The organism is Bacillus sp. FSL W8-0116 (assembly GCF_038003825.1).
In the GTDB taxonomy this organism is placed as follows: Bacteria; Bacillota; Bacilli; order Bacillales; family DSM-4216; genus Bacillus_O; species Bacillus_O smithii.
In genome coordinates, this window is the sequence record NZ_JBBOPY010000002.1 from 41,290 (window position 1) to 57,644 (window position 16,355).

11 protein-coding genes, 1 tRNA gene, 1 other RNA gene and 1 pseudogene are annotated in these 16,355 nt (G+C 42.5%); 11 read left to right on the top strand and 3 right to left on the bottom strand.

Annotated elements, in window-relative coordinates; genetic code table 11:
• Positions 1-25 precede the first annotated feature (25 nt).
• The 6 genes and pseudogenes from secG to N1I86_RS16255 form a co-directional block, all read left to right on the top strand.
• A complete protein-coding gene (gene secG / locus N1I86_RS16230) occupies positions 26-259 on the top strand; it encodes a preprotein translocase subunit SecG (RefSeq protein WP_003353512.1) in 234 nt (77 codons plus the stop codon).
• 302 nt (positions 260-561) lie between these two features.
• A complete protein-coding gene (locus tag N1I86_RS16235; protein WP_048622614.1) occupies positions 562-1,308 on the top strand; it encodes an alpha/beta hydrolase in 747 nt (248 codons plus the stop codon).
• A gap of 37 nt (positions 1,309-1,345) precedes the next feature.
• On the top strand, positions 1,346-3,670 hold the full coding sequence (gene rnr, locus N1I86_RS16240) for a ribonuclease R (protein WP_341097484.1): 2,325 nt from the start codon (positions 1,346-1,348) through the stop codon (positions 3,668-3,670).
• Between the two features lie 121 nt (positions 3,671-3,791).
• Positions 3,792-4,259 (top strand): SsrA-binding protein SmpB, encoded by a 468-nt coding sequence (gene smpB, locus N1I86_RS16245; RefSeq protein ID WP_048622616.1) that lies wholly within the window; start codon positions 3,792-3,794, stop codon positions 4,257-4,259.
• A 289-nt stretch (positions 4,260-4,548) separates the two neighbouring features.
• Positions 4,549-4,904: a transfer-messenger RNA gene (gene ssrA, locus N1I86_RS16250) on the top strand.
• A gap of 468 nt (positions 4,905-5,372) precedes the next feature.
• Positions 5,373-6,683 (top strand): annotated as a pseudogene (locus N1I86_RS16255) (IS4 family transposase); the annotation flags it as partial.
• Positions 6,684-6,857: 174 nt separating this feature from the next.
• Here N1I86_RS16255 and N1I86_RS16260 read toward each other — a convergent pair.
• Together N1I86_RS16260 and N1I86_RS16265 are read right to left on the bottom strand one after the other, a co-directional pair.
• Positions 6,858-8,108 (bottom strand): IS4 family transposase, encoded by a 1,251-nt coding sequence (locus N1I86_RS16260; protein ID WP_094244900.1) that lies wholly within the window; start codon positions 8,106-8,108, stop codon positions 6,858-6,860.
• 228 nt (positions 8,109-8,336) lie between these two features.
• Positions 8,337-8,410: transfer RNA gene (locus tag N1I86_RS16265), tRNA-Pro, on the bottom strand.
• 229 nt (positions 8,411-8,639) lie between these two features.
• On the opposite strand from N1I86_RS16265, the gene N1I86_RS16270 reads away from it, so the two are divergent.
• The 3 genes from N1I86_RS16270 (at position 8,640) to N1I86_RS16280 (ending at position 13,146) form a co-directional block, all read left to right on the top strand.
• Positions 8,640-10,193, top strand: a complete 1,554-nt coding sequence (locus tag N1I86_RS16270; protein ID WP_341097485.1) for a multicopper oxidase family protein — start codon at positions 8,640-8,642, stop codon at positions 10,191-10,193.
• Between the two features lie 514 nt (positions 10,194-10,707).
• The gene (locus N1I86_RS16275) at positions 10,708-11,982 is read left to right on the top strand and encodes a GntP family permease (RefSeq protein WP_003352668.1); all 1,275 of its coding nucleotides are present in this window, start codon (positions 10,708-10,710) and stop codon (positions 11,980-11,982) included.
• Between the two features lie 18 nt (positions 11,983-12,000).
• Positions 12,001-13,146, top strand: a complete 1,146-nt coding sequence (locus N1I86_RS16280; RefSeq protein ID WP_341097490.1) for a glycerate kinase — start codon at positions 12,001-12,003, stop codon at positions 13,144-13,146.
• Positions 13,147-13,384: 238 nt separating this feature from the next.
• Here N1I86_RS16280 and murB read toward each other — a convergent pair whose 3' ends face one another.
• Positions 13,385-14,329 (bottom strand): UDP-N-acetylmuramate dehydrogenase, encoded by a 945-nt coding sequence (gene murB / locus N1I86_RS16285; protein WP_341097541.1) that lies wholly within the window; start codon positions 14,327-14,329, stop codon positions 13,385-13,387.
• A 662-nt stretch (positions 14,330-14,991) separates the two neighbouring features.
• Between murB and N1I86_RS16290 the strand changes: the two genes are divergently transcribed.
• Both N1I86_RS16290 and tnpA read left to right on the top strand, forming a co-directional pair.
• Positions 14,992-15,894 carry an AbrB family transcriptional regulator gene (locus tag N1I86_RS16290; protein ID WP_341097494.1) on the top strand — a complete coding sequence of 301 codons (903 nt, stop codon included), beginning with the start codon at positions 14,992-14,994 and terminating at the stop codon, positions 15,892-15,894.
• Between the two features lie 52 nt (positions 15,895-15,946).
• Entirely contained in the window at positions 15,947-16,345 is a 399-nt protein-coding gene (gene tnpA, locus N1I86_RS16295; RefSeq protein WP_003352529.1) for an IS200/IS605 family transposase, read from the top strand.
• Positions 16,346-16,355 lie beyond the last annotated feature (10 nt).

Here is a 16,355-nt window from a genome sequence, read left to right on the forward strand (position 1 = left end):
TTGTTCGTTGTTATGGAGGGGAATCATGCACACATTTTTAACCATCGCACTAGTAGTCGTTTCCATCGCGCTCATCGTGGTCGTTTTACTGCAATCGGGAAAAAGCGCCGGCCTTTCCGGAGCCATTACCGGCGGGGCAGAACAGCTTTTTGGAAAGCAGAAAATGCGCGGTGTTGATTTGGTTTTGCATCGCATTACGGTTGTATTGTCCATTTTGTTTTTCGCGATTACCATTGCGATCGCTTATCTTGGATGGTAACGGCAGCGAGACGCTGTGGAAATGAACGGTTGTCTGCAGCTAACTGATCTTAAGAACGATATAACATTGCGAATTTTCCGGCCTGACCATTCGTGGTTAGGCTTTTCTCTTGAAAAGCTCATCCATTCGCTTCTCATGATGATCGCCAACGTCGCCATTTTGTGGACTAGGGTGTCAACATGCGGATCATGAGAGAGAGTTTGAACTAGAGAGGACTCTTGAGAAGGCGGATTGATGAGAGGAAAAGAACTTTTTTCAGCGGCAGTAAAACATTTGGATTCATGAAGAAAGGAGAAGTCATCATGAAAATAAAATGGCCGGAGCCATTTTTCTTTGAAGCGGGACCGAGAGCGGTATTATTGCTGCATGGTTTTACCGGAAATTCATCGGATGTACGCATGCTGGGGAGATTTTTGGAGAAAAAGGGGTATACCAGTCATGCTCCTCATTATAAAGGCCATGGAGTGCCCCCGGAAGAGCTGGTGAAAACAGGGCCGAGAGACTGGTGGAAGGATGTTGTAAAAGCCTATGATTTTTTGAAAAGCAAAGGCTATGAAGAAATTGCCGTTGCCGGCCTGTCGCTCGGCGGTGTATTTTCTTTGAAATTAGGTTACACTGTACCTGTGAAGGGAATCATTCCCATGTGTGCGCCAATGTATATTAAAAGCGAAGAAGTTATGTACAAGGGAGTTGTGGAATACGCCCGCAACTATAAAAAATTGGAAGGAAAATCGGAGGAACAAATTGAAAAAGAAATAGAAGCCTTTAAGGAAACTCCTATGAATACATTAAAAGAGCTTCAAAATCTTATAGCCGATGTCCGAGAAAATGTGGATAACGTATATGCCCCAACGTTTGTTGTTCAAGCAAGACATGATGAAATGATCAACACGGATTCGGCCAATATTATTTACAATGAAATCCAATCTCCGGTGAAACACATAAAATGGTATGAACAATCCACCCATGTCATTACACTTGGTAAAGAAAAAGAGCAGCTTCACGAAGATATTTATCAATTTTTAGAAAGTCTTGATTGGCAAGTATAAATTCCGTCGGGGCTTTAAGTCCTAAGGAGGGATGAAAATGGATCCAACCATTCAAGAGCATGTGGACAGGCTGTTGACCTATATGAAAGAAGACGCCTACAAGCCGCTCACTGTCCAAGAACTTGAAAAAGCGTTTGAAATTGAGGATTCATCAGAGTTTAAAGATTTTGTCAAAGCGCTTGTCTACATGGAAGAGCAAGGGCTTGTCGTTCGAACAAGAAGCAACCGCTATGGAGTTCCGGAAAAAATGAATTTAATCCGTGGAAAGCTGTCCGGTCATCCGAAGGGATTCGCCTTTTTGATCCCGGAAGAACCGGGAATGGATGATATTTTTATCCCTCCCGGCGACACAAACGGAGCGGTGAACGGAGACAAAGTGCTTGTCCGTGTTTCTAATCAAAAATCAGGAACGCGTAGAGAAGGAGCCGTTGTCCGAATTTTGGAGAGAGGCGTCAAGGATCTGGTCGGCACCTACTCGGACAGCAAATATTTTGGGTTTGTGATTCCGGATGACCGCAAGTTTTCCAGTGATATTTTTATTCCGAAAACAGCCAATATGGGGGCAGTGGACGGTCATAAAGTGGTGGTCCGGATCACTTCTTATCCGGAAGGAAGAAAAAGCGCCGAAGGAGAAATTATTCAGATTATTGGCCATAAAAACGATCCGGGAGTGGATATTTTATCGGTTATTCATCAGTTTGGACTTCCGGAAAGCTTTCCGGATGAAGTATTGGCTCAGGCCAATGAAACGCCCGACACCATTGACGAATCGGAAATTCGAAACAGAAGGGACCTGCGGAACGAACTGATCGTGACGATTGATGGACCGGATGCCAAAGACTTGGATGATGCCGTCACTGTCACAAAATTGGACAATGGACACTATAAATTAGGCGTTCATATTGCGGATGTCAGCTACTACGTGAAAGAAGGCTCTCCTATTGACCGGGAAGCGTTTGAGCGGGGGACAAGCGTATATTTGGTTGACCGAGTGATTCCGATGATCCCGCACCGGCTGTCCAACGGGATCTGTTCTTTAAATCCGAAAGTGGACCGCCTTACTCTCTCATGTGAAATGGAAATCAATGAACAAGGAGAAGTGGTCAGCCACGAAATTTTCGAAAGCGTCATCCGCACAACGGAACGAATGACTTATGAGGATGTCAATGCCATTCTCGTTGACAAAGATGAAGAATTGCGGAAACGGTATGAACCTCTTGTTCCTATGTTTGAACGAATGGCCGAATTGGCCGAAATTCTCCGTAATAAACGAATGAAGCGGGGAGCCATCGACTTTGATTTTAAAGAGTCGAAAGTGATTGTCGATGAAAACGGCAAACCGGTAGATGTCGTGCTGCGCGAACGTTCCGTGGCGGAGCGGCTGATCGAAGAATTTATGTTGGCAGCCAATGAAACGGTGGCGGAACATTTTCATTGGCTCGATGTTCCGTTTATTTACCGGATTCATGAAGATCCGAAAGAAGATAAACTGCAGCGATTCTTTGAATTTATAACGAATTTCGGTCTGGTCGTCAAAGGAACGGCCAATTCCGTTCATCCGCGGGCGTTGCAGGAAATCATTGAAGCAGTGCAAGGAAAGCCGGAAGAAATGGTCGTATCGACTGTGATGCTTCGCTCCATGCAGCAGGCAAAATATTATCCGGAAAGTCTGGGACACTTCGGTTTGTCTACCGATTTTTACACCCATTTTACTTCTCCGATACGTCGGTATCCGGATTTAATTGTTCACCGGCTTATCCGCACTTATTTGATCGAAGGGAAAATGGACGAAGCGACACGAGCGAAATGGGGAGCGCGGCTTCCGGAAATCGCTGAGCATTCTTCCGAGAGAGAAAGACGGGCAGTAGATGCCGAAAGAGCGACTGACGAAATTAAAAAAGCGGAATTTATGGAAGATAAAATCGGCCAAGAATTTGACGGCATTATTTGTTCCGTTACGAACTTTGGCATATTTGTTGAACTGCCGAATACTATTGAAGGTCTTGTCCATGTTTCGTATATGACCGATGATTATTATCACTACGATGAACGCCATTATGCGATGATCGGCGAAAGGACTGGAAATGTGTATCGGATCGGCGATGAAATTACGGTCCGCGTCATCAATGTCAATAAAGAGGAACATTCGGTCGATTTTGAAATCGTCGGCATGAAAAACGTTAAGAAGCGAAAAACGATGGATGCGCCGAAAGTGGTGAAAGTGCGTTCCAAAAAAGGAAAACAAAAAGGTCCTCAGCTGAATTCGGAGGAAGAATGGTCAACGCGGCCGCCCAAAAAAAAGAAAAAGAAATTTTACGAGAATGTCGCAAAACCAAAAAGCAAAAGGCGTAAACGAAAATAAAGGCGGACTGACAAGAATTTAGTCAGAGAATGAGATAAGTTTTTTTGATGATGGAGAGGCCGGATCTTTCCTGATAGCCTTTTGGACAAAAGATCAAGAAACCAGCAAGGGGGGGAATCATATGCCAAAAGGGGAAGGAAAAGTTGTCGCACAAAATAAGAAAGCAAGGCACGATTACTTTATTGAAGAAACGTATGAAGCGGGCATCGTGCTGCAAGGAACGGAAATTAAATCGATCCGCGCTGGCCGTGTCAATTTAAAAGATTCATTTGCCCGCGTCCAAAAGGGCGAGGTTTTTCTTCACAATATGCATATCAGCCCATATGAACATGGAAACCGTTATAATCATGACCCGCTTCGTACTCGAAAGCTTTTGCTGCATAAAAAAGAAATTTTGAAATTAATCGGGAAAACAAAAGAACAAGGCTATTCGCTTGTTCCGTTAAAATTATATATAAAAAACGGCTATGCCAAAATTCTTCTTGGTCTGGCCAAAGGGAAGAAAAAATGGGATAAACGCGAAGACTTGAAAAAGAAAGAAGCAAAACGAGAAATTGAGCGTGCGTTTAAAGCTCGTCAGCAGTTTTAATATTCTTTTGAACTTCCAGACGGTGAAACTCGTTTTGTCATCCAACATACAGGGCTGCCCAGAATCGATACTTTTCAAGCGATCTTTGGATGCAGTCCATCACTCGGGAAAAAGCCTCCACTTCGATAAGTAAAGAAGTGGAGGGTCGTACCGCAAGTTGGAAAATTGGAAGTTCATCCCGGTTGAATTATACGCCTATTATGATATAATAACTCTTGCAAGAGCCAGTTGAAACAAGCATTAAGCTCTCGATATTCCCAGAGCTTCCGAAACATTCTCTTTATTATAAGGGGACGTTACGGATTCGACAGGGGTAATCAGAGCTTAAGCTGCGAGTCGGAGGGATCGTCTCCGTCATCAACGTCAACTTAAATATAACTGGCAAACAAAACAATTACGCTTTAGCTGCTTAATTGCGCTAAAGGCTCCTCCTTCCATCGCCCATGTGGAAGTCGAGGGGTTCATCTGAAGTGGGCTACGCCGGATTCCGCCGCCTGAGGATGAAGGAAGAGACCAATCAGGCTAGCTCGTCCGAAGCCCGTCGACAGGCCGACGATAGAGCGAAACACAATATGTCGACTACACTCGTAGACGCTTAAGTAGTGATACCTTTGGACGTGGGTTCGACTCCCACCGTCTCCATTTTAAGTATCCGATAACATGCGAATAAAACTTTGTGACATGAACCATAAAATTTCCATTTGGAAATTTTATGGTTCATTTTATTTTAGGAAATTTTATGGTTCACAACTAAATTTAATTTAAAGTTTAACGTAATTTAAAAGGAATTTTGAGATTAGAAAAAACGATTTAAGGATGATGAAGTGAAAATTAACTTCTCTGTTTTTATTATAGAACGTGCTTTGTAAATCTTAATTTTAAAGAAATTAAATTTAACGGTAGAATAAAAGAAAAATTATAAAAGCAAATGTAAATGAAGAGTTGCTCATGGTAATATATAGAAGAAAAAAGGAAACAACTGTTAGAGGTTTATGTAAGAGGTGGAACTTTTAGATTTGACAGGACGGTTGTTGTGTGTTGTACGCTTTATCAACCATCCCTCTTTTTTTACTATATTCTAAGATACTTAACTTGACTTTAATACCCTAACAAGGATTTTCCGAATTAAATATTGGATATCATTTAAGAAAAGCGAATATTACGAAACTTTCCGGGTATTCTTGTCTTACTGTTTTCAAACTGATTTTTCTTTTAGTCTTCCAATATAAGAACTGGTTTCGTGCTTTTATGAGTAAACGATCTCAGGATCTGCCCGGAAAGGATACAGTCTATCGCTTTTTAAATACACCAACCTATCATTGGAGAAAGTTTCTGCTTTCATGAAGCAGTGAAATGATCCGTCTGCTTCAACCATTAACTTCAAAAGATCGTGTCACAGCTTTTGTGATTGATGATTCTGTCTTTTCAAGAAACCGTAGTAAGTCGGTTGAACTGTTGGCTAAGGTTTTTGATCACTCTATCCATCAGTACTTGAAAGGGTTTCAAATGCTTACCCTTGGCTGGACCGATCGTTTTACTTTTATTCCCGTTGATTTTGCTCTTCTAAGTTCACCGAAAAAGGAAAATCGCCTGCAAGAAAACAATACCAATATTGATAAACGAACATCTGGCTATAAGCGTCGCCAGGAAGCTCTGAAATCAAAACCGGACGTGGCTTCAGCTTTACTTGATCATGCGCTTGAAAAAGGGATTATAGCTGACTATGTTCTCATGGATTCCTGGTTTACACAAGCGCCTTTAATTGAGAAGATTACGAACAAAGGGTTATTTGTCATTGGCTTGGTGAAGCAATTAAAGCAGCGATACGTTTACAATGGTGAACGTTTCACACTGAATCAACTTTACAAATTGGCAAAACCTCACATGGGTAAAAAAGACATTCGCGGATCCGTTTATGCTACTTTAGACAATGGAATTCCAGTAAAAATTCTATTTGTACGAAACCGTAATAAACGGAGCGAATGGCTTGCCATTCTCATCACAGATACAACATTAGAAAATGAAGAGATCATTCGTATTTACGGCATGCGTTGGGACATTGAAGTCTTCTTCAAATGCAATAAATCCCTTTTAAATTTAGAGAAAGAATTCCAGGGACGTTCCTACGACATGTTAATTAGCCATACAACCATTGTTTTTACACGATATATTCTCATTGCTTGGCAAATGCGAAAAGAGGAGGATCCTAAGACGATTGGCAACCTTTTTTACATCCTTTGCGAAGATGTAAAAGACATAGATTTTATTACTGCCCTTCAATCACTTATTGACCTTTTCCAAACTTTGGCGGAAGCCGAGGTTTCTTTGAACATGGACATCTTTAAAAATCAAATGAATAAATGGTTGGCCACTATACCTAATTATATCAAGCAATGCTTAAATATTTCTGTGTGCGAAAGTTGAGTTAGTTATAAAATGATCAGTAGCGTTGCATAAAAAAATTTAATGTTTGTCAAGCTCAACAAAAATTCCAGTTATTTCATGTAACTGAATATTCAGACATACAATCTTTCTAAGCAAGCTTAAAAGGACAATGACGTCTTAATCGGCAGTCCATTTCCACAATTTGGTAATATATTACAGAAACATTGGATCATAAACTAAATCGTCTAGGTGTTCCACCTCCCCTTCTTCAAATTGGTACACGATGGTTTCAAAATCTTTTTCCCAATGGTATTTTTTCCGACCGTTGGACGTTCGAATTGGCTTTTTAAAAAGGGAGCGAACAAAACAGTCAAAACCTTTAAAAAGCAGATTCTGTAAAGTTCGCTTGATCTCTAATAAAGGACCATCGTGATTCACTTTTAATTGGAGCATGGCCTGTAAGCAATAGGTGATTAGGGCGATCCAAATTTGATTGTAAACGGCATTTTGACTTTTTCCATAAAATCTTTTTATCTTAAGGTGCTGTTTCATCCATTTAAAGAAGGTCTCTATCTTCCAGCGATATCGGTATAAATCTGCAATCTCTTCCGCAGAAAGATCAAAGCAATTGGTTATGATGATCACGGGATTCCCTTCGCTGTCGACCGTTTCGATCAATCGGAGAGGATGAGTCATTTTGGTATGATTACGGTCATTTCCTAAAATGACAATCTGATCCCTATAAATCAAACGTTCTGGATTGGGAATCCGTTCCGATAAAACTTCAATCTCTGCGTTCTTTTTAAGCCGGGTAATGAATCGCACCCCTTCTCGGCATAAGCGGTCGAACTGTTTGTAATCGACATACCCTCGATCAAACAAGTAAATCGCATTTGGATCGATTTCAATGAGTTCGTCCATCTGTGTGCGATCGGCATGTTTCGCGGGTAAGATAATCCCTTGATCCGGAACAGTGATATCCTTCGTTACAACAACCTTTAAATGGAGTCGAACACCAGCCTTTGTCTTACGAAAAGTTGCCCATGGATATTGGCTCAAACTCATGCTCATCGTGGTAGAATCAATGACCAGAAGACGACCAATGTTTCGGATGATCGGGGCATTTTTCATTTGCCCTTGGATCTTTAAGACCAGATATTTAAATACTTTTTCAAACAGTTGAGGGGATAATTGGCCTAATTTGCGAGAAAGTTGCGAAGTACTAATTGCATCAAATTCCAGATATGTCTGCAACTCTTCCTTGTCTTTCAAATGTTTGGCCAATTTTGTTAAGCTTTCCAATTCATTTAACTGAGCGATGATACAAAGTTGTAAAAACTTATACACCGTTAATTTTTTAATGTATTTGTCAACGTCAATCACATTAATTAGTTTTGAAAAAGTTATTGGATCGATCTCTTTAAATAGTTCATTTATTGTGGATTCTGTGGTATTCTTATCCATAATGGTTTCTCCTTATTCTTAGGATTTGGATAGGACTGCCAATCCTAATTATAAGGAGTTTTTTTATATCCAAAAAGATGAAATTTAACATAAAATTGGGCTTGACAAATTAAAATTAACTTAATGCAATGCTACTGGAGAAAAATAGAAAAAGCACCTGCAAAAAGCAGATGCTTCAAAAGTAAAATGTCGAGTGAAGGAAGGTTATTGAAAATCTGTATGGAACGATCGGGATGACAGGATTTGAACCTGCGACTCCTAGCACCCCATGCTAGTGCTCTACCAAGCTGAGCTACATCCCGAAAGACACATGATTATTATAGTACGATTTTTTTCGGGTGACAATAGACATTCCTTCATTTCAAAAAGAAAATGTTTATCGATCTGTCGATCAAAGATAAAAGCTCCAACATCTGGTGTTCTCTTATCGAAAAGTCTTTCATTCGAAAATGGAAATTCATGAATTGTTTACACTCTCTCCGTTCAATCTGTCATTTTTTATATTATGATATACGGTAGGGAGGTATAAAAATGAAAAAATCGGGGTTCATCATGATTCTATCTATTTTGGTTGTCATCGCTGCCGCTTGCTCAAACGCCAATGATAAAGCGAACAGTCATGATACGTCCAATATGGATAGCAAGAGTACGGAAAACAGTGATCATTCCCAAATGTCCGGTAGTCAAAAAGATTATTCGAATTTGACTATGACCACTGCTACAAAAGAACTAGCGGGAAATAACATTACCATAACAGCAAAAGAAGCAGTGAATTCATTTGATTCTAAACATAAGTTTCCCGTTTGGACTTTCAACGGTTCTGTACCAGGACCTATTATAAAATTAAAACAAGGTCAAACCGTGAATATCACGCTTAAAAATGAATTGCCACAACCTGTGACCATTCATTGGCATGGGCTTCCGGTTCCTAACAGCCAAGATGGCGTTCCGGGGGTGACCATGAACTCAGTGCAACCCGGCCATTCTTTTACTTATCATTTTACTGCCACTGTACCGGGTACATATTGGTATCATTCCCACCAAGATAGTGTGAATCAAATCGATAAAGGTTTATATGGAGCCATCATTGTGGAGGGGGCAAACGAAGAAAAAGTCGACAAAGACTATACTCTTATGTTGGATGAATGGAATTCATCCGGCATAACGATGGATGAAATGAAGAGCGGCAAGAATCATACGGATATGAACGGCGATAACATGGGAACGTATGATTTGTATACGATCAATGGAAAATCCGGAGATTCCATACCGCCATTAAAGGTTCGCAAAGGCGATAAAGTACGTATTCGATTGATCAACGCCGGATATATCACTCATAATATTCATTTGCATGGCCATGCGTTTAAGGTGGTTGCCACCGATGGAAACCCGATTCATAAACCGCAATTAGTGAAGAATAAGCTCATCCCTGTCGCGCCGGGTGAACGATATGATATTGAATTTACAGCCGATCATCCCGGAACATGGTATATCGATTCTCATGATCACAATAAAGCGGACAAAAACATGGTGGCCAAGATCGTTTATGAAGGGTCAAACCGCCATGCAGATAAGCCGGATTATAAGACTTCATTGCCGCAGTTGGATATAACAAAATACGGCGAAAAGGGACCGTCCAGATTTACTTTGAATCAAAAATATGATGTAAACTATACCATGGATTTAGGCGTAAAAGTGGACAAGAAAGGCACCACGCATTATACGATCAACGGAAAATACTATCCGAAGACGGATCCGATTTATGTGAACAAAGGAGATTTAGTCAAAATCACGTTACGAAATATTTCGACTGTTGATCATCCGATGCATTTACATGGCCACTCTTTCCAAGTATTAAGTAAAAACGGAAAACCGCTGACAGGATCGCCTTTGATAAAAGATACACTCAATGTCAAACCGGGAGAAGTATATGTCATTGCTTTTCAAGCGAACAATCCCGGTGATTGGATGTACCATTGCCATGAATTGCATCACGCTGCTGCTGGTATGATGATAGACGTGAAGTATCGAGGATTTAAGCCTTCTTTTAAGGTAGACCCAAATGCCGACAATCATCCGGAATAAAATGTGAAAATAGATGGCTGATTGGCAAACCCGTTTCCGATTGAAATCGGAAACGGGTTTGCTTTTTTGGCTTTATAAGTATCGGATTGCTGTTTCTTTCGTTTAAGAACGCGAAAAACCCTCGATTTTTAACAAAGAATGGTTTTCAAATGGATAGTGAATCTTTAATATAAAAAGTAGATAAAACTTCGATAAAAATAGGCTGGTCTGCTTGCTGATTTTCATGAAAATTCAAGCGAATAACACTGCCAAGAAAATGAATCTGATAGGGTAATACGAATATTGTCCCTTGCAGCCCCGTACATATTATTGAAGTTGCCGGCAAGTTGAAAGAAAAGGCAAGTTTACAAGGTTTGAGGTTTCATTGTGAAAAGCATTTAGAACGGTAGATATCCTATCTTCATAAGCTTAACACTTCCTTGGAAGGAAGAAAGGAAGGAAGGTTGTTAATACTCATACGGCTTCAAAACGAAACTGAGGCGACGATTAAAAGGACAATCAAAGGGGGGAGATTATGGGGGTTCAAGTAAGCGCTTTAGGTGCGATCGTCGCTTTAGCGATGGCGATCGTGCTTATTTTGCGCAGAGTTTCACCTGCTTACGGAATGATGGCAGGGGCTTTCATTGGCGGAATCGCTGGAGGAGCCGATGTGACCAATACGGTGGATGTGATGATGGAAGGAGCAGAAGGGATGGTCCCTGCTGTCCTGCGTATTTTAGCCGCAGGGGTGTTGGCAGGAGTGCTGATTGAGTCCGGAGCCGCAGCGTCGATTGCGGAAACGATCGTACGAAAGCTCGGAGAAGCAAGGGCGTTATTAGCGTTGGCTATTGCGACCATGATTTTGACGATGGTTGGTGTGTTTGTGGATGTCGCTGTAATGACGGTTGCGCCCATTGCGCTGGCGATTGCCAGTCGGGCACAGTTATCCAAACCCGCCATTTTATTGGCGATGATTGGCGGAGGAAAAGCGGGGAACATTATGTCGCCTAACCCGAATGCGATCGCTGCCTCAGATTCCTTCCATGTTCCGTTGACGTCTTTAATGGCTGCCGGGGTGCTTCCGGCTTTTTTCGGAATGGTGGTCACTTATCTTTTGGCGAAGAAATTGATGCGAAAAGGGACAATGATTGCGGAACAAACGGAATCAGCTGGCCATGAACAGAAAGAATTGCCCAGTTTTTTAGCTGCGATTACGGCTCCCATAGTAACCATTGCGTTGCTGGCGCTGCGCCCGACTTTTCATATGGATATTGATCCTATGATCGCACTTCCGGCCGGTGGAATAGTGGGGGCCATGGCGATGAAACAATCCAAGAAGATCAATGCTTATGCCATTTCCGGTTTGTCGAAAATGTCCGGCGTTGCCATTATGTTATTAGGGACAGGAACGTTAGCTGGAGTGATTGCGAACTCGTCGTTAAAAGAGGGGATCATCAGCGGCTTAACTCATTCAGGATTGCCGGCCTATTTATTAGCGCCGATTGCCGGAATCTTTATGTCAGCTGCTACCGCTTCTACAACGGCAGGGACAGCTGTTGCCAGCAGCGTATTTGGAGGCACGATTGTGGGGTTGGGTGTTTCTGCGTTAGCGGGTGCGGCCATGGTTCATGCGGGGGCTACCGTGTTAGACCACTTGCCTCACGGGAGCTTTTTCCATGCTACAGCGGGCAGTGTTCATATGAAAATGAAAGAACGTCTCAAACTGATGCCATATGAATCGCTTGTTGGAATGACATTAGCGGTCGTATCCACCTTGATTTATGGAGTATTTCACCTTTTCGGATCATAAAGAAACGGAGATGAAATGATGAAAATTGTGATTGCACCTGATTCGTTCAAAGAAAGTTTGTCTGCTTTTCAAGCCGCTCGTGCGATCGAAAAAGGATTTCGGGACGTATTTCCGGAAGTGGAGTACGTGTTAATTCCAATGGCAGATGGGGGAGAAGGGACTGTTCAGTCATTAGTGGACGCGACCGGAGGGACCGTCATCGAAAAACGAGTGACAGGACCATTAGGAGAGCCGGTAGATGCGTTTTTTGGTTTGCTTGGTGACGGAAAAACAGCGGTTATCGAAATGGCGGCTGCTTCCGGATTACATCTTGTCCCGAACGAAAAACGAAACCCTCTGCTCACAACGACCAGAGGAACGGGAGAATTAATTCGAGCTGCTCTGGATAAGGGTGTAGAACATTTGATCATTGGAGTCGGCGGAAGTGCTACGAACGATGGCGGGGCCGGAATGATTCAAGCGCTGGGAGGCCGGCTTTTAGATCAAAAGAGACAAGAAATTGCCCCGGGGGGAGGGCATTTGTCGGAATTGGCGGAGATTGACCTGTCATCGCTCGATTCAAGGCTGAAAAAGGTGAAAATCGATGTGGCTTGCGACGTCGATAATCCTTTAACGGGCCCGAACGGAGCTTCAGCTGTGTTTGGCCCGCAAAAAGGCGCCACACCGGAAATGGTTCGACAGCTGGACGAAAATTTAAGCCGCTTTGCTGATGTGGTGGAACAAACATTGGAAAAACCGATTCGCCATGTTCCCGGTGCCGGAGCGGCAGGTGGGCTTGGCGCCGGCTTGCTTGCGTTTCTGGATGCGAAATTAAAGCGAGGGGTCGAGATTGTGCTGGAGGCTGTTCAATTTCAAGAGCGCGTCAAAGATGCTTCTCTTGTGATTACCGGGGAAGGACGCATAGACGGTCAAACGGTTTCGGGGAAAACGCCTATCGGTGTCGCCAAAGCCGCAAAACAATATGGTATTCCGGTGATCGGCATCGCCGGTTCGTTATCCGAAGACAGCGACATCGTGCTAAAGCACGGAATCGATACCCTTTATAGCATAGTCCCGGGGATCATCCCGTGGGAAAAAGCCGTTCAACACGCTGAGTTTTACCTTCAACAAACATCCCGCCATATCGCACGGACGATAAAGATGGCTAAGCATATTATCGATTAGGAAGGATGCATCACATATGGGTGTGAAAGAGGTTAAAAATCTTCGCGTTAATCATTGATCCATAAAAAAATCAGAGGACTTGGATGACCGTTGTTGATCCAGATCATTGAATAGCACGAAAATGTGAAACCGGCCGGATCATAATGAGTCCAATCCTTCATGTGATGTCTTCAAATGCCGAAAAAAGGGATCATTCCCCGCTTGAATGGACGGGAAATGATCCCTTTCGCTTTTTGCGTTAGCATTGTTTCGAAGGGTCTGTTAAGTCTTCCCCGATGATTTTGACTTCTCTTTCGAGGTTGACGTTGAATTTTTCTTTGACGGTTTTTTGTACATGGCGAATCAAGGCGATATAGTCGGCTGCCGTAGCATTGTCGATATTGACGATAAAGCCGGCATGTTTAGTGGAGACTTCTGCGCCACCGATCCGTGTGCCTTGAAGTCCGCTGTCTTGGATCAGTTTTCCGGCGTAATAACCGGGCGGCCGTTTAAACACGCTGCCGCAAGACGGATATTCCAAAGGCTGTTTGGACTCGCGGCGCTCTGTTAAGTTATCCATTACTGCTTTGATTTCTTCGTAGTCACCGGGCTGCAACGCAAAGGCAGCTTCCAGCACAATATAGCCTTTTTCGGCCACATTACTTGTACGGTAAGAAAGATCGAGGTCAGAAGCCGGCAGTTTTAATAAGTTTCCGTCGCGATCCACGACCATCACATAATCGAGCACATCTTTTATTTCTCCGCCGTAGGCACCGGCATTCATAAAAACGGCTCCTCCGACCGTACCCGGTATTCCGCACGCAAATTCCAGGCCGGTTAACCGGTTTTCCAAGGCGTATCTAGAAGCATCGATAATCGCAGCGCCGCTTTGTGCACGGAGCTGATTTCCTTCCACAACGATTTTGTTCAAGTTTTTTAAACAAAGAACAATGCCGCGTATTCCACCATCTTTCACGATTAAATTGGACCCATTGCCGATCAAAGTGAAAGGAATTTGTTCTTTTTTCGCAAATTGAACCACTGCTTGAACTTCCGCAAAAGTAGTAGGTGTGACAAAAAGGTCCGCTTTACCACCTAACCGTGTATAGGTGTGTTTTTTTAGACATTCGTCTACTTTGATATTGTCTTTCATGACCACTTCTGCTAATTTATCGTAAAATTGCCGATAGTCAGCCACTTGCATCATTCCTTTATTCGTAATCTTCGGATGTCGAAATCATCGTTTATCCATCTGTCGACAGATCAGGGGTTTCTATATTGCATTATAGCAGTTTTCGTGTCGTTTCAGAATAAAGAATCTCTAATCGCCAAAAAAGTTTCTTGAAATCCTTGACAAAGATAATGATAATCATTATCATTAAAAACGAAGGAACTAAATGAGAATCATTTTCGTTGAATGGAGTTTTCGATAGTTTAGAAAACTTTCTTGTTCCTGTTTTTAGAAATTTCCCCCTCTTTTTCTGCAACATCCTAGATGAAACTGAATTCAGCGGTCTGCTGTGGAAAAACCGGCAGGCCGCAGCTTTTAGTTTATATATTCAAACCGGGCATTAAAAGGAAGCAGACCTAGATCAAGGATAGAGGAAAAACTAATTATACTGTATTTTTCAGAACAAACATTCGCCCACTCCCTTATAAGAGGGATGGGCGAATGTTTCTGTTGGACTGCTTTTTTGTAAGTCTGACATAAAAGTGAGAGGGCGTGGGGGCATAGAATAGCCAATCTTCGAGTACCAATTGAAAGGAACTTCCCTGCTATAATAGAGGAGGCATATGTTGGCTATCATGAGAAATGAAAAGCGATTGGAAAGCAAAGAAGACGGGGACTGAAAGAGGATGGTCGTTATGCAATCAACAAAAAAGATTCTGCAAAACTTATGGTTTATTTTGATTAGCAGTATCGGCGGATTTTTATTGTCGCGGACGGGAGTTTCCATCGGTTGGATGATCGGATCATTGATGTTGGCCGGGGTGCTGGCCCTTTGGAAACCGGCGTTTGTTTCTTTTCAGCAAGTGGAAATCAAGCTGATGAAACATTGGATGTGGACCGGCCAATTTATAATAGGAATTCAATTGGGACAACAAATGAATTCCACTGTATGGCGTGTCTTTCATGAGGACGGCTTGATTGTGCTGGCCATGCTGCTTTTATCGATCAGTTTTTCGCTATTGTCTGGATTCATTTTATGGCGGTTCAGCTCGACCGATTTCATCACGAGTTTTGTGGGAACGGCTCCCGGAGGGCTTTCTGCCATGCCGGGAATTGCGAGCGAGTTGGGGGCGAATGTAGCGGTTGTCAGCCTTACTCAAATGGTTCGGGTGCTTCTTGTAACGGGGACGGTTCCTTTTTTTATTTCGATGTGGGCGCTGCATTCTTCACACTTTGTCGGTAAAGGGACGCGAACGATAGCCGTTCTTCAAACGACCGATCCTCATCTAGCTTGGACGACAGTTTTGGTGGCTGTGGCGGCAGCTGGAGTTTTTGTCGCAAAATGGATCAGAGTCCCCTCTCCTTGGCTTGTTGGAGGAATGATCTTTGTGGCGATCGCGCAAACGTTAGGCGGAGTGCTGAAAGGGCACGATTTGAATGCATGGTGGCCGAATTGGCTGATGATCGTAGCGCAAATTCTCATGGGAGCAAGCATCGGCTCTTCTTTAACGGATTTCCGAAAGAAGTCTCCCATCCTCAAGGAATGTGCAGGGCGTAGCCCAATGAGTAGGTGGGAGATGAATTTCGGTTGGCTTTAGCCAAAGGTTTTGATATAATCAGTCTTATATATAAAAAAGGATTGATATATCAATGAAATTGGATAGTAATAATCATTCAGTGTTCCTATTACATTATCATCTTGTATTAGTTGTAAAGTATCGCAGAGAAGTGTTCACCGATAAAATATCTGATTTTGCAAAAGATATGTTCATTGAGATCGGAAAAAAATACAACATTACTTTGACAGAGTGGAATCATGATAAGGATCATATCCACATCCTATTCAAAGCACATCCTAATTCTGAATTATCGAAGTTCATCAATACTTATAAGAGTGCAAGTTCTCGACTGATAAAGAAAAACTTTCCTCATATCCGAAAAAGACTATGGAAAGAGATGTTTTGGTCAAGAAGCTTTTGTCTGCTTACAACAGGCGGTGCACCAATAGAAGTCATAAAAAAATACATTGAAAATCAAGGTCAGAAGTGAGGTGATTTGA

Excerpts from the sequence above, each read along its gene's own strand:
- N1I86_RS16270 (WP_341097485.1), top strand. The coding sequence starts at position 8,640 with ATGAAAAAATCGGGGTTCATCATGATTCTATCTATTTTGGTTGTCATC.
- N1I86_RS16260 (WP_094244900.1), bottom strand. The coding sequence starts at position 8,108 with ATGGATAAGAATACCACAGAATCCACAATAAATGAACTATTTAAAGAG.
- rnr (WP_341097484.1), top strand. The coding sequence starts at position 1,346 with ATGGATCCAACCATTCAAGAGCATGTGGACAGGCTGTTGACCTATATG.
- N1I86_RS16235 (WP_048622614.1), top strand. The coding sequence starts at position 562 with ATGAAAATAAAATGGCCGGAGCCATTTTTCTTTGAAGCGGGACCGAGA.
- murB (WP_341097541.1), bottom strand. The coding sequence starts at position 14,329 with ATGCAAGTGGCTGACTATCGGCAATTTTACGATAAATTAGCAGAAGTG.
- smpB (WP_048622616.1), top strand. The coding sequence starts at position 3,792 with ATGCCAAAAGGGGAAGGAAAAGTTGTCGCACAAAATAAGAAAGCAAGG.
- N1I86_RS16280 (WP_341097490.1), top strand. The coding sequence starts at position 12,001 with ATGAAAATTGTGATTGCACCTGATTCGTTCAAAGAAAGTTTGTCTGCT.
- secG (WP_003353512.1), top strand. The coding sequence starts at position 26 with ATGCACACATTTTTAACCATCGCACTAGTAGTCGTTTCCATCGCGCTC.
- N1I86_RS16290 (WP_341097494.1), top strand. The coding sequence starts at position 14,992 with ATGCAATCAACAAAAAAGATTCTGCAAAACTTATGGTTTATTTTGATT.
- N1I86_RS16275 (WP_003352668.1), top strand. The coding sequence starts at position 10,708 with ATGGGGGTTCAAGTAAGCGCTTTAGGTGCGATCGTCGCTTTAGCGATG.
- tnpA (WP_003352529.1), top strand. The coding sequence starts at position 15,947 with ATGAAATTGGATAGTAATAATCATTCAGTGTTCCTATTACATTATCAT.